This is a genomic window from Bradyrhizobium sp. 191 (assembly GCF_023100985.1).
GTDB lineage: Bacteria > Pseudomonadota > Alphaproteobacteria > Rhizobiales > Xanthobacteraceae > Bradyrhizobium > Bradyrhizobium diversitatis.
In genome coordinates this window covers 7531312-7543950 of sequence record NZ_CP064692.1, presented here as the reverse complement: position 1 = coordinate 7543950, position 12639 = coordinate 7531312, and the positions used below count along the sequence as shown (strand labels likewise).

Sequence of the window (12639 nt, the reverse complement as noted above, 5' to 3'; positions counted from 1 at the left end):
TGATGGTTAGGTCGCGCGCAAGATGAGCACATCCCTCTCCCCCCTGCTCGCGCCAATGCTGTCGAGCGCCGCCATGCGCGCGGTCTGCGACGACCGCTCTGCCCTGCAGAACATGCTCGATTTCGAGGCAGCCTTGGCACGCGCCGAGGCCGCCACGGCTGTGATTCCGGTATCCGCTATCGGCCCGATCGAGGCCGCATGCAAGGCCGATTCCTTCGACATGGCCGCACTGGCCGAGGCCGCGACGCGATCGGGAAATCTCGCGATTCCCCTGGTCAAGACGCTGACCGCCCATGTCGGCAAGACCGACGCGGAGGCCGCGCGCTACGTGCATTGGGGCGCGACCAGCCAGGACGTCATCGACACCGCGACGATGCTGACGCTTCGTGCCGGCATCGATGCATTGGATGTCGACCTCAGCCGCGCCATCAAGGGCTTTGCCGCGCTGGCGCGCAGCCATCGCAGCACCGCGATGGTGGCGCGGACCTGGCTCCAGCATGCGCTGCCGATGCCGTTCGGACTGAAGGCGGCCGAATATGCCGCAAGCCTTGCCCGCGCCCGCTGCCGCCTGCGGCGACTCCGCCGCGAGGGCCTGGCGCTGCAATTCGGCGGTGCCGCCGGCACGCTCGCCGCGCTCGGCGACAAGGGGCTCGCGGTTGCCGAACGGCTGGCGCAGGAGCTCGGTCTGCCGCTGCCGGAGGCGCCCTGGCACACCCATCGCGACCGCATCGCCGAGGCTGCATCCTGTTTTGCGATTCTCGCCGGCAGCTGCGGCAAGATCGCGCGCGACGTCTCGCTGCTGATGCAGACCGACGTCGCCGAAGCGTTCGAGCCCGCCGGCGAAGGCCGCGGCGGCTCCTCGACCATGCCGCACAAACGCAACCCGGTCGCCGCGGCGAGCGCGCTGGGCGCCGCCACCATGGCCCCGCAGCTCGCCGCGACGATCTTGGCCGCGCAGGTGCAGGACCACGAGCGCAGCGCCGGCCCCTGGCATGCGGAATGGCCGACGCTGCCGCAACTGATGCTGGTCACATCAGGCGCGCTTGCGGCCATCGTCGACATCGCCGAGGGACTCGAGGTCGATGCGGTGCGCATGCGCAGCAATCTCGATGCGACGCAGGGGCTGATCATGGCCGAAGCGGTCACCTTCGCGCTGGCCGAAAAGATCGGCAAGAGCGATGCGCATCATCTGATCGAGGCCGCGAGCAAGCGCGCGGTCGCCGAGAGGAAGCATCTGCGCGAGGTGCTGTCGGCCGATTCGCAGGTCAACGCGCACCTTTCTCCGGAAAAAATTGCGGCATTGTTCGAGCCGATGGCCTATCAAGGGGCCTCCCAAGCCCTGATCGACCGGCTGCTCGACAGCCTCGACCGCGAATAAGACACGACGGAGACGCCGCATGCCCATGATCGATGCCGACGGTTGCCTGCTCAACGTCTCCGTCGAGGGCCGCGACGGCGGGCCCACCCTGATGCTGTCGAACTCGCTGGGCTGCACGCTGCAGATGTGGGAGCCGCAGATGAAGGCGCTGACGCAGGTGTTCCGCGTCATCCGCTACGACCGCCGCGGCCACGGCAAGTCCAACGTCCCCCCGGGTCCTTACTCGATGGAGCGGTTTGGCCACGACGTGCTCGCGATCCTCGACGATCTCAACATCGAGAAGGTGCATTGGTGCGGCCTGTCGATGGGCGGCATGGTCGGGCAATGGCTGGGCGCCAACGCGCCGGAGCGCATGGGCAAGCTCATCCTTGCCAACACGTCCTGCTACTATCCCGATCCAACAAACTGGCACAACCGCATCAAGGCGGTGAAGGAGGGCGGCATCGCGGCGGTTGCCGACGCCGTGATCGCGGGCTGGCTGACGCAAGATTTCCGCGAGCGCGAGCCGGAGATCACCGCGAAGATGAAGGCGATGCTGCTCGCCTCCCCTGTCGAGGGCTATCTCGCCTGCTGCGAGGCGCTGTCGACACTCGACCAACGCGCGCTGCTGCCCAGGATCAACAGTCCGACGCTGGTGATCGCCGGCCGCCACGACATGGCGACGCCGATCTCGGCGGCCGAGTTGATCCGCTCGAACATTCCCGGCGCGAGCATGACCATCATCGACGCCGCGCACATTTCGAACGTCGAGCAGCCGCATGCGTTCACGGATGCGGTGGTGGGATTTTTGACGCAGCGCTAGTTGTTATCACCGTCATTCCGGGGCGCCTCGAAGAGGCGAACCCGGAATCTCGAGATTCCGGGTTCGATGCTTCGCATCGCCCCGGAATGACTGATCCGGAGAGACACCATGGACGACCAGAAGCGCCGCGATGCCGGCATGAATGTGCGCCGCAAGGTGCTGGGCAATGCCTGGGTCGACAAGTCGATCGCGAACCGCAACGCCTTCAACACCGACTTCCAGGACATGATCACGCGCTACGCCTGGGGCGAGATCTGGACGCGGCCGCATTTCGACGAGCGCACGCGGCGCGTGCTGGTGATCGGCACCATGGTGGCGCTCGGGCAATGGGACGAGTTTCGCCTGCATGTGCGTGCCGCGCTCGCCGAGGGTGGCTTCACGCCTGACGACATCAAGGAAATCCTGCTTCAGCAGGCAATCTATTGCGGCGTGCCGGCGGTGAACCACGCCGTCAAGGAAGCCTCAGCGATTGTGCAGGAGCTCGGCCTGCTCAAGGCCTAGTGGCTCAAGGCTTAGCGGCTCAAGGCTTGGCGGCTTAAGGCTTGGCGGCGCGGCGATCTCCGACGTCTTCGGCGCTGGCGCCGGCTTCTCGATCACCACAACGATCGCGGCACCGAGCAAGAGCAGGAGCTCGGTGGCATGCAGCCGGAGCGCAGCCATCTCGCCGACCTTCGAGGCCATCACCATGCTGGCAAACGAGATCAGGCTGCCGATCGCCAGCGCGATGCCGAGCGCCTCGTCGCTGCCGCCGTTCTTGCGGATTCGGGGAATGCACAGCAGCACGAGGAAGAATGCAAAGAACGCCACGACCGTCAGCCGGCCCAGCGCAAGCAGCCAGGCGGCGCGCACCGTGTCCATCCCCGCCATCTGGAGATGGTCGCTCAGGAACAGCGCGACCGCAACGCTCGGGCGCTCGTAGAGGCCGTGCACCGGGGCGACAATGATGTTGAAGGCAACCATCGCCCAGGCCGGAATGAAATAGGCCGCCAGCAGCGCGCCGTTGACCGAACCGATCCGCCAATTCCCGAACATGCCGCTTCCCGCCTGTTTGCCGGCCTTCGACGAAAAGGCCGCGGCTTCGCCGAGCTAACTCGCATCAGACCGTGGCGGCAATTTAAACTCTTTGTTTACCTTAACTGCCCTCGCACCCATCATTCCGGGGCGGCTCGCGGAGCCGAACCCGGAATCTCGAGATTCCGGGTCTGGTGCTGGCGCACCATCCCGGAATGACGCAGGCAAACGATCACTAAATAAAAAAGGCCCCGCCTCTCGGCAGGGCCTCCTCACTCCTGGGCTCCCAAACTCGCTATTCCTGACCGCGCTGGCCGCCCTGTTGCTGGCCTGGACGATCGCCTTGGCGCATCGGATCGTTCTGCTGCTGCTGTCCGGGTTTCTGGCCGCCGCCCTGCTGCTGCCCAGGCTGTTGACCGGGGCGCTGCTGGCCGGGGTTCTGACTCTGCTGGCCCGGATTCTGGTTCTGCTGTTTCGTCATTTCGGGAAACTCCCTTGTTGGACGTCAGAGCTGAGATAACGGCCGGCATCCGCTTTGGTTGCCTGAGGGAACCCGGTTCCTCGCAGTTGCGGAACCGGAGTAGACGACAGTCGTAACGAAATGACCATTGTACAAGCCCGTCTGCCGCGGCTTCGCCAGTTGCAGCCGCCAGTTCCCTCCTGTTACAAAACCTGAAGAAGGCTCAAGGGCTGCCGGGGCCCGAGAAGAAACTCAAGACTCTCTCTCGAATAGCTCCCTTTGAGCGGCGTCAGGTTTGGTAACGGCAGCCCATGGATTATTTCGCCCAGCAGCTCATCAACGGTCTCGTCCTGGGCTCGATCTACGGCCTGATCGCGATCGGCTACACGATGGTCTACGGCATCGTCGGCATGATCAACTTCGCCCATGGCGACGTCTTCATGATCGGCGGCTTCATCGCGCTCATCACCTTCGTGATCCTGATCTCGCTCGGGCTGACCGCCATCCCCGTGATCCTGCTCGTCGTGCTGCTGGTCTCGATGGCGATCACGGCGCTCTATGGCTGGACCATCGAGCGCATCGCCTACCGGCCGCTGCGCCATTCCTTCCGTCTCGCCCCGATGCTGTCGGCGATCGGCATGTCCTTCGTGCTCACCAACTATTCGCAGGTGGCGCAAGGCGCCCGCGTCAAGCCGATCCCGCCCTTCATCACCGGCGGCTACACGCTGCATGAGAGCGCGGACGGTTTCGTGATCCAGCTCTCCAACATCCAGATCATGGTGGTCGTCACGACCATCGTGCTGCTGGCGATCTTCACCTGGCTGGTCTCCCGCACCCGGCTCGGGCGCGACATGCGCGCCTGCGAGCAGGACCAGACCATGGCGGCCCTGCTCGGCGTGAACGTCGACCGCACAATCTCCATGACCTTCGTGATCGGGGCCGCGCTCGCCGCCGTCGCGGGCCTGATGTACCTGCTCTATTACGGCCTGGTCGATTTCTTCATGGGCTTCGTCGCCGGCATCAAGGCGTTCACCGCTGCCGTGCTCGGCGGCATCGGCTCGTTGCCCGGCGCCATGCTCGGAGGGCTTGCGATCGGCCTGATCGAGACGTTCTGGTCGGCCTATTTCTCGGTCGAATACAAGGACGTCGCGGCGTTCTCGATCCTGATCGTCGTGCTGATCTTCATGCCGACCGGCCTGCTCGGTCGTCCCGAAGTCGAAAAAGTCTGACGGTCACGCGTGGCAGCTCCCTCGACCATGACGGCAAAACCCGCAACAGGCATCACCTCCCTCCTGAAGACGGCTTTCATCAACGCGCTGATCGCGCTGGTGCTGTTCTCGTTGATGGTCGGTATCCGCACCGAGGCGGGCCCCGACGGCCAGCTCACCTACTGGACGCGCTTCGGCGAACTCGCCTCCCTCGTCGGGGCGGTGTTCGGCGGCTCGATCGTGATCGAGCTGCTGCGGCAGTGGATCGGCCCGACCGGCGCCGAGAAGCTGGTGCCGCCGGCGGTGCAGAGCGGTATGTCCTTCATCGGCCGGTACCTCGCGCCGGCACTTCTGATCTTTACGGTGCTGGTGCCCGTCATCTTCTATGACCAGCGTTACATCCTCGACCTCGCGATCCTCGTGCTCACCTATGTGATGCTGGGCTGGGGGTTGAACGTCGTGGTCGGGCTCGCCGGCCTGCTCGATCTCGGCTACGTCGCGTTTTATGCGGTCGGCGCCTATTCCTACGGACTGCTCGCCACCAATTTCGGCTGGTCGTTCTGGATCTGCCTCCCGCTCGCCGGCATCCTCGCCGCGTTCTGGGGCGTGCTGCTCGGCTTCCCCGTGCTCCGCCTGCGCGGCGACTACCTCGCCATCGTGACGCTCGCCTTCGGCGAGATCATCCGCCTCGTCATCATCAACTGGCAGGAGCTGACCGGCGGTCCGAACGGCGTCTCCGGCATTCCGCGCCCCTCCTTCTTCGGCATCCCGCTGGACAACAGCGACGAAGGGCTCGCCGCCAGGCTCGGCATCGAGTATTCGCCGACCCACCGCATCGTCTTCCTGTTCTACCTGATCCTGGCGCTGGCGCTCCTCACCAACTGGGTGACGATCCGGCTGCGGCGCCTGCCGATCGGGCGGGCATGGGAGGCCTTGCGCGAGGACGAGGTCGCCTGCCGTGCGCTCGGCATCAACACCACGACCACCAAGCTCACGGCGTTCGCGACCGGCGCCATGTTCGGCGGCTTCGCGGGCGCGTTCTTCGCCACCCGCCAGGGCTTCATCAGCCCGGAATCCTTCACCTTCCAGGAATCGGCACTGGTGCTCGCCATCGTCGTTCTCGGTGGCATGGGCTCGCAGCTCGGCGTGGCGCTTGCCGCGCTCGCCATGATCGGCGGCTTCGAGCTGTTCCGCGGCCTCGAGACCTACCGCATGCTGGTGTTCGGCATGTCGATGGTGCTGATCATGATCTGGCGGCCGCGCGGCCTGATCGGCCATCGCGCACCCACCGTGTATCTGACCAAGGCGGAGGCGATCTCGTCCGACCTCGTCAAGGAAGGGCACGGATGAGCGCCGACCAGATTCTGAGCGTCGACCGGCTCGTCATGCGCTTCGGCGGCATCGTTGCCGTGCAGGACCTGTCATTTTCGGCGGAGCGGAAGAAGATCACCGCGCTGATCGGGCCGAACGGCGCCGGCAAGACCACGGTCTTCAACTGCATCACCGGGTTCTACAAGCCGAGCGGCGGCACCATTCGCCTCACCCACGACGACAGCAGGGTGATGGCGCTGGAGCGGCTGAACGACTTCCGCATCGCCAAGCAGGCCAAGGTCGCGCGCACCTTCCAGAACATCCGCCTGTTTCCCGGCATGACCGCGCTGGAGAACCTGATGGTGGCGCAGCACAACGCGCTGATGCGCGCCTCCGGCTACACCCTTCTCGGTCTCCTCGGCGTTCCCACCTACCGTGACGCCGAAAAGCGTGCGATCGATCTGGCCACCGACTGGCTGAAGCGGGTCAATTTGCTCGACCGCGCCGACGACGCCGCCGGCAATTTCGCCTATGGCGACCAACGCCGGCTGGAAATCGCCCGCGCGATGTGCACCGAGCCCGCCCTGTTGTGCCTGGACGAACCCGCGGCCGGCCTCAATGCGCGCGAGAGCGCGGCCCTGAGCGAGCTCCTGCTCTCGATCCGGGACGAACTCGGCACCTCGATCCTGCTGATCGAGCACGACATGTCGGTGGTGATGGAGATCTCCGACCACATCGTGGTCATGGACCATGGCGTGAAGATCGCGGAGGGCACGCCGCGCGAGGTCCGCGACGATCCGAAGGTGATCGCCGCCTATCTCGGCGCCGACGAGGACGAGGCCGTGGCCGTGATGGAGAACGGGACGTGACATCGGCGCCCACTCCCCTGCTCGCGATCCGCGGTCTTCGCGCCGCCTACGGCAAGATCGAGGCGCTGAAGGGCGTCGACATCGAGATCAATGCCGGCGAGATCGTCGCGCTGATCGGCGCCAACGGCGCCGGCAAGTCGACACTGATGATGACGATCTTCGGCAAGCCGCGCGCCCGCGCCGGCCAGATCCTCTATGAAGGCCGCGACATCACCGACGTTCCCACCCACGAGATCGCGCATTTGCGCATCGCGCAATCGCCGGAGGGCCGCCGCATCTTCCCGCGCATGAGCGTTGCGGAAAATCTTCAGATGGGGGCGGACTCGACCGAATGCACCGACGCCGAGCGCGAGGCGACGCTGCAACGCGTGTTCGCGCTGTTTCCGCGGCTGAAGGAACGCTATGCCCAGCGCGGTGGAACCCTGTCCGGCGGCGAGCAGCAGATGCTGGCCATCGGCCGCGCGCTGATGAGCCGCCCCCGCCTGCTCCTGCTCGACGAGCCCTCGCTCGGCCTCGCACCGCTGATCGCACGCCAGATCTTCGATGCGATCCGCACCCTGAACCGGCAGGACGGTCTGACCGTCCTGATCGTCGAGCAGAACGCCAACCATGCGCTCAAGCTCGCCCATCGCGGTTACGTCATGGTCAATGGCCTGATCACTTTGGCCGGGACCGGCACCGAATTGCTGCAGCGCCCGGAGATTCGCGCCGCCTATCTGGAAGGCGGCCGCCACGGCTGACGGAGCCAAGACCGACAAGTGCGGCCGAATGTGGCGAGATATCTCCGCAAATGCCCGTATTTTGCCGGTGACTTCTCCTCGAATTCATTCAAGAATGGCGCCGGTTTGAACCGGGCATTCCCGGCAACTTCCACAGGCGACCACCCGCGAGGTATCTCATGAAATCACTGAAGCTCATCGGTCTGGCATTCGGCGCATCGCTCGCGCTGTCGGGCGCGGCATTCGCGCAGGATGTCACCGTCGCAGTCGCAGGCCCGATGACCGGCGGCGAGTCCGCCTTCGGCCGCCAGATGAAGAAAGGCGCCGAGATGGCCGTGGCCGATATCAATGCCGCCGGCGGCGTCAACGGCAAGAAGCTCGCGCTCTCCGTCGAAGACGACGCCTGCGATCCGAAACAGGCGCGCTCGATCGCCGAGAAGATCGCCGGCGCGAAAATCCCGTTCGTGGCTGGGCACTATTGCTCGTCGTCGTCGATCCCGGCTTCGGAAGCCTATGCCGACGGCAACGTGCTCCAGATCACGCCGGCCTCGACCAACCCGTTGTTCACCGAGCGCAAGCTCTGGAACGTGGCTCGCGTCTGCGGCCGTGACGATCAGCAGGGCCTGATCGCCGCGCAGTACATCGCCAAGAACTACAAGGGCAAGAACATCGCGATTCTCAACGACAAGACCACCTACGGCAAAGGTCTTGCCGACGAGACCAAGAAGGCGCTCAACAAGGCCGGCGTCACCGAGAAGATGTACGAGTCCTACAACAAGGGCGACAAGGATTTCAACGCGATCGTCTCCCGCCTGAAGCGCGACAACATCGACCTCGTCTATGTCGGCGGCTATCATCAGGAAAGCGGCCTGATCCTGCGCCAGATGCGGGACCAGGGCCTCAAGACCGTGCTGATGGCCGGCGACGCGCTCGCCGACAAGGAGTACGCCTCCATCACCGGCCCCGCCGGCGAAGGCACGCTGTTCACCTTCGGCCCCGACCCGCGCAACAAGCCGACCGCCAAGAAGATCGTCGAGGCATTCAAGGCCAAGAACATCGACCCCGAGGGCTACACCCTCTACACCTACGCGGCGATGCAGGTGTGGTCGCAGGCGGCCAAGAAGGCCGGCACCACCGACGCCAAGAAGGTCATGGCGGCGATGAAGGCCGGCAAGTGGGACACCGTGATCGGCCCGGTCGAATATGACGCCAAGGGCGACATCAAGCAGATCGACTACGTCGTCTACAAGTGGGACGCCAAGGGCGGCTACGCCGAGATCAGCGGCAACGGCACCTGAGCGCGCTTGCCGGGCCTTTGGGCCGCCATCCAAGCATCATCGCGCCCCGGCCTGGCCCGGGGCGTTTCTTCTTGCGGCAGGATCAGACGGCTGCGGCCAGCTTGCCGCCGGCCGCGGCCTGGGCCTTCCGCAAGGCCTGCAGCAGGTCGTTCGGCCGAAACGGCTTTTGCAGGCAGACCACGTTGGCGAGGTGAGGCGATTGGTCCACGAAGTCGAGCGTCGTCATGCCGGATATCGCAATGATGGGCAGCGCCGGTGCGCGCTCGCGCAGGGTCGCGATGACGTCGGCGCCGCTGGTGTCGCCGAGAAAGATGTCGACGATCGCCGCGTCAAAGGGGCTTTCTGCGAAGGCCTTCAGTCCCGCCGCGCCGCTTTCGGCCTCCGCGACCTCGAAATGATTGACCCGAAGCACGATCGCGACCATCGCACGGACGTCCTTCTGGTCGTCGATGATGAGAACGCGGGGCATGGGGGAACAACTCCCGATATCGAGATCAGAATCGCCAGGTTCGAACCTGGAACCCGCCGTGGCGGAGCGGCATTGTGGCATCGCCCCGGTAAAGCGCACCTTACCCAAGCCCCATTCCGTGTTCCCACCGAGATTAAGAAAGCTGTAACCTTCGGTTGAGTCGTGGCCGGTCCTGTTCACGATCCGCGCCCAGAACCGCTACCATGAACGGACTGCCGGCCGAATGAGACTTGCGGAGATGCTCAGACCCGACCAGCTCAAGACCGACCCGCGAGAGGTGGATGTGCCTGCGACGGTCGACCGGAGCACATTTCTCTCGACCCTGCCGGCCACTTCGGCCGACCGCACCGCAGCGTCGACGATCGTCGGCGTGTCCTCGCTCCTGTTCGCAGCGGCCGTGCCCTTCGCGGGTACCCCGCTCCTGCCGGTGCCGGCCTTCGTCGCGAGTTATCAATCGGCGCTCGCCGTAAGCGACATCGTCACGGCGGTGCTGCTGCTGTCGCAGTTTGCGGTCTTGCGGACCCGCGCGCTGCTGTGGCTCGCGACGGGCTATCTCTTCACCGCCGCGGCGGCGCTGGTTCATGCCCTCACCTTCCCCGGACTGTTCGCACCCGCCGGGCTCTTCGGCGCGGGCCGGCAGACCACGGTCTGGCTCTACATGATCTGGCACGCCGTCTTTCCGCTGTGCGTGATGGGCTATGCCTGGCTGAAAGAAAAGGACGGTGGCCCCCGGATCCGCGGCGCGGCAAGCCGGGCGATTTACGCCAGCCTGCTCGGCGTCATCGCCGCGGTGGCGGTCTTCACCTGGATCGTGACCGCGCAGCACGATCTGCTGCCGGTCCTGTTGCGCGACGGCCGGTACACGCCAACCATGATCGGCGTCGTGTCCTTCGTGTGGTCGCTGAGCTTTGCCGCACTGGTCTCGCTCTGGTTCCGCAGGCCGCATACAGTGATCGACGTCTGGCTCATGGTGGTCATGTGCGCCTGGCTGTTCGACATCGCGCTGTCGGCGATCGTCAACGTCGCACGCTTCGATCTCGGCTTCTATGCCGGACGGCTCTACGGCCTCGCTGCGGCGACCTTCGTGCTCGCAGTGCTTCTCATCGAGAATGTCCGCCTCCAGGCACATACGGTGGGCCTCGTCGGCAGGCTGCGGCAGCAATCGGCCTCGGAACGCGACTATTACGGCAAGCGGCTTGCGCTATACGGCGCGGTCGTCGAGTCGTCCAACGATGCCATCATCACGAAATCGCTCGATGGCATCATCACCGGCTGGAACAAGGCCGCCGAACATCTTTTCGGCTATTCCGCTGCCGAGGCCATCGGCAAGCCGATCGACATCATCGTGCCGCCGGATCTCAAGGGCGAGGTCAGGAGCATCCTCAACCGGATCGCCGGCAATGAGTCGATCGCCCAGCACGAGACGATCCGGATCCGAAAAGACGGAAGCCCGCTCGACGTCGTCCTCAACGTTACACCGCTGCGGACCGATGAGGGCGAGATCATCGGCGCCTCCAAGATCGCCCACGACATTACCGAAGAGAAGCAGGCGAGAGAGAAGTTGCGCCGGGAGACCGAAGAACGCCAGCGCATCTTCGAGACGTCGCAGGACCTGATCCTGGTCACCGACGGCTATGGCAATTTCGTCCAGGTCAGCCCGAGCGTGAAGAATATTCTCGGCTACGACCCCGAGGACATGGTCGGTCACAGCGCGACCGAGTTCATCCATCCCGACGATCTCGATAAGACGCGGAATGAGATGCGCGCAGCCCGTCGTGGTGCGGTCAAGCGCAGCTTCGAGGCGCGCTACTACCATTACGACGGTCACGAGGTCACGCTGAACTGGATGGGCACCTGGTCCGAGCCGGTGAAGCGCCATTACTTCATCGGCCGCGACCTCACCGACAAGCAGGCCGCCGAAGCCCAGCTCAGACAGATCCAGAAGATGGACTCGATCGGGCAATTGACCGGCGGCGTCGCCCACGACTTCAACAACGTGCTGACCGTCATCACGGGCACGATCGGCATTCTCGGCGACGCGGTCGCCGACCGGCCCGAGCTTGCCGCCATCACCAAGCTGATCGACGATGCCGCCGAGCGCGGCGCGCAGCTGACCAGGCATCTGCTCGCCTTCGCCCGCAAGCAGCCGCTCCAGCCACGCGAGATCGACGTCAATGCGCTGGCGCTCGAAGCCGCCAAGCTGCTGCATCCGACGCTCGGCGAGCAGATAACCATCATGCCGCAGCTCACCGAGGATGCCTGGCCGACGCTGGTCGATCCGGGCCAGCTGTCCACCGCGATCCTCAATCTCGCGCTGAATGCGCGCGACGCCATGCCCGATGGCGGCACCCTGGTGCTGGAGACCCGCAACATCTTCCTCGACGACGGCTATGCCAGCATGAACCCCGACGTCGCTGCCGGCAATTATGTGATGATTGCGGTCAGCGACACCGGCAGCGGGATCCCGGCGGAGCTGATCGACCGGGTGTTCGATCCCTTCTTCACCACCAAGGAGGTCGGCAAGGGCACCGGCCTCGGCTTGAGCATGGTGTTCGGCTTCGTCAAGCAGTCGGGCGGCCACATCAAGATCTACAGCGAGGAAGGCCACGGCACGAGCGTGAAGATCTACCTGCCGCGCTCGAGCGGGGTGCAGGATGCCGAGTTCGAGGCGTTCCAGAACGCGCCGATCGCCGGCGGCGACGAGAAGGTCCTGATCGTCGAGGACGATGCGCTGGTGCGGCAGTATGTCGTGACGCAGGTCAAGAGCCTCGGCTATACCGCGCTCGAGGCCGCCAACGGCACCGAGGCCCTCAATATCATCGACAGCGACGAGACCATCGACCTGCTCTTCACCGACATCATCATGCCCGGCAACATGAACGGACGCCAGCTCGCCGACGAAGCGGCCCGGCGCCGCCCGGACCTGAAGACGTTGTTCACCTCGGGCTACACCGAAAATGCCATCGTCCATCATGGCCGGCTCGATTCCGGCGTGCTGCTGCTGGCCAAGCCCTACCGCAAGTCCGAGCTCGCCAAGATGCTCAGGACCGCGCTCGCCGGTTGAGCCTGCGGCATCGCTGCGCTATCGCAGATCGCGAAATGCTCTCAACGACG

At 65.1% G+C, this 12639-nt stretch carries 12 protein-coding genes; 9 read left to right on the top strand and 3 right to left on the bottom strand.

Annotation, left to right across the window (positions count from 1 at the left end):
- Positions 1-22: 22 nt before the first annotated feature.
- The 3 genes from IVB23_RS35360 to IVB23_RS35350 all read left to right on the top strand — a co-directional run bounded on the left by IVB23_RS35360 (position 23) and on the right by IVB23_RS35350 (position 2681).
- Positions 23-1378, top strand: coding sequence for a 3-carboxy-cis,cis-muconate cycloisomerase (locus IVB23_RS35360; RefSeq protein WP_247801591.1), 1356 nt, complete (start codon positions 23-25; stop codon positions 1376-1378).
- Between the two features lie 19 nt (positions 1379-1397).
- Complete coding sequence (pcaD, locus tag IVB23_RS35355) at positions 1398-2180, top strand: 3-oxoadipate enol-lactonase (RefSeq protein ID WP_247801590.1); 783 nt, start codon at positions 1398-1400, stop codon at positions 2178-2180.
- A gap of 108 nt (positions 2181-2288) precedes the next feature.
- Complete coding sequence (locus IVB23_RS35350) at positions 2289-2681, top strand: carboxymuconolactone decarboxylase family protein (RefSeq protein ID WP_028179272.1); 393 nt, start codon at positions 2289-2291, stop codon at positions 2679-2681.
- Here IVB23_RS35350 and IVB23_RS35345 read toward each other — a convergent pair.
- Both IVB23_RS35345 and IVB23_RS35340 read right to left on the bottom strand, forming a co-directional pair.
- The gene (locus tag IVB23_RS35345; protein ID WP_061882919.1) at positions 2643-3212 is read right to left on the bottom strand and encodes a hypothetical protein; all 570 of its coding nucleotides are present in this window, start codon (positions 3210-3212) and stop codon (positions 2643-2645) included. The genes IVB23_RS35350 and IVB23_RS35345 overlap by 39 nt on opposite strands.
- Positions 3213-3486: 274 nt before the next feature.
- Positions 3487-3672 (bottom strand): hypothetical protein, encoded by a 186-nt coding sequence (locus IVB23_RS35340; protein WP_063195310.1) that lies wholly within the window; start codon positions 3670-3672, stop codon positions 3487-3489.
- Between the two features lie 290 nt (positions 3673-3962).
- Here IVB23_RS35340 and IVB23_RS35335 point away from each other — a divergent pair, with 290 nt between their 5' ends.
- The 5 genes from IVB23_RS35335 (at position 3963) to IVB23_RS35315 (ending at position 9056) form a co-directional block, all read left to right on the top strand.
- Positions 3963-4880 (top strand): branched-chain amino acid ABC transporter permease, encoded by a 918-nt coding sequence (locus IVB23_RS35335; protein ID WP_028179275.1) that lies wholly within the window; start codon positions 3963-3965, stop codon positions 4878-4880.
- Between the two features lie 27 nt (positions 4881-4907).
- Entirely contained in the window at positions 4908-6209 is a 1302-nt protein-coding gene (livM, locus tag IVB23_RS35330; protein ID WP_247801589.1) for a high-affinity branched-chain amino acid ABC transporter permease LivM, read from the top strand.
- Complete coding sequence (locus tag IVB23_RS35325; RefSeq protein WP_247801588.1) at positions 6206-7039, top strand: ATP-binding cassette domain-containing protein; 834 nt, start codon at positions 6206-6208, stop codon at positions 7037-7039. The genes livM and IVB23_RS35325 overlap by 4 nt, the downstream gene beginning before the upstream one ends.
- Entirely contained in the window at positions 7036-7779 is a 744-nt protein-coding gene (locus IVB23_RS35320) for an ABC transporter ATP-binding protein (protein ID WP_247801587.1), read from the top strand. The genes IVB23_RS35325 and IVB23_RS35320 overlap by 4 nt, the downstream gene beginning before the upstream one ends.
- Before the next feature lie 158 nt (positions 7780-7937).
- A complete protein-coding gene (locus IVB23_RS35315) occupies positions 7938-9056 on the top strand; it encodes a branched-chain amino acid ABC transporter substrate-binding protein (RefSeq protein WP_247801585.1) in 1119 nt (372 codons plus the stop codon).
- 82 nt (positions 9057-9138) lie between these two features.
- Here the strand turns inward: IVB23_RS35315 and IVB23_RS35310 are convergent, their stop codons facing one another.
- On the bottom strand, positions 9139-9525 hold the full coding sequence (locus tag IVB23_RS35310) for a response regulator (protein WP_061882925.1): 387 nt from the start codon (positions 9523-9525) through the stop codon (positions 9139-9141).
- A 238-nt stretch (positions 9526-9763) separates the two neighbouring features.
- Between IVB23_RS35310 and IVB23_RS35305 the strand changes: the two genes are divergently transcribed.
- Positions 9764-12589: a PAS domain S-box protein gene (locus IVB23_RS35305; RefSeq protein WP_247801583.1), complete on the top strand. Its 2826-nt coding sequence runs from the start codon at positions 9764-9766 to the stop codon at positions 12587-12589.
- The last annotated feature ends 50 nt before the right edge of the window (positions 12590-12639 follow it).

Bases quoted from the DNA above. Each gene is read 5' to 3' on its own strand.
- IVB23_RS35315 (WP_247801585.1), top strand. From the start codon at position 7,938: ATGAAATCACTGAAGCTCATCGGTCTGGCATTCGGCGCATCGCTCGCG.
- IVB23_RS35310 (WP_061882925.1), bottom strand. From the start codon at position 9,525: ATGCCCCGCGTTCTCATCATCGACGACCAGAAGGACGTCCGTGCGATG.
- pcaD (WP_247801590.1), top strand. From the start codon at position 1,398: ATGCCCATGATCGATGCCGACGGTTGCCTGCTCAACGTCTCCGTCGAG.
- IVB23_RS35305 (WP_247801583.1), top strand. From the start codon at position 9,764: ATGCTCAGACCCGACCAGCTCAAGACCGACCCGCGAGAGGTGGATGTG.
- IVB23_RS35325 (WP_247801588.1), top strand. From the start codon at position 6,206: ATGAGCGCCGACCAGATTCTGAGCGTCGACCGGCTCGTCATGCGCTTC.
- IVB23_RS35350 (WP_028179272.1), top strand. From the start codon at position 2,289: ATGGACGACCAGAAGCGCCGCGATGCCGGCATGAATGTGCGCCGCAAG.
- IVB23_RS35335 (WP_028179275.1), top strand. From the start codon at position 3,963: ATGGATTATTTCGCCCAGCAGCTCATCAACGGTCTCGTCCTGGGCTCG.
- IVB23_RS35345 (WP_061882919.1), bottom strand. From the start codon at position 3,212: ATGTTCGGGAATTGGCGGATCGGTTCGGTCAACGGCGCGCTGCTGGCG.
- IVB23_RS35360 (WP_247801591.1), top strand. From the start codon at position 23: ATGAGCACATCCCTCTCCCCCCTGCTCGCGCCAATGCTGTCGAGCGCC.
- livM (WP_247801589.1), top strand. From the start codon at position 4,908: ATGACGGCAAAACCCGCAACAGGCATCACCTCCCTCCTGAAGACGGCT.
- IVB23_RS35340 (WP_063195310.1), bottom strand. From the start codon at position 3,672: ATGACGAAACAGCAGAACCAGAATCCGGGCCAGCAGAGTCAGAACCCC.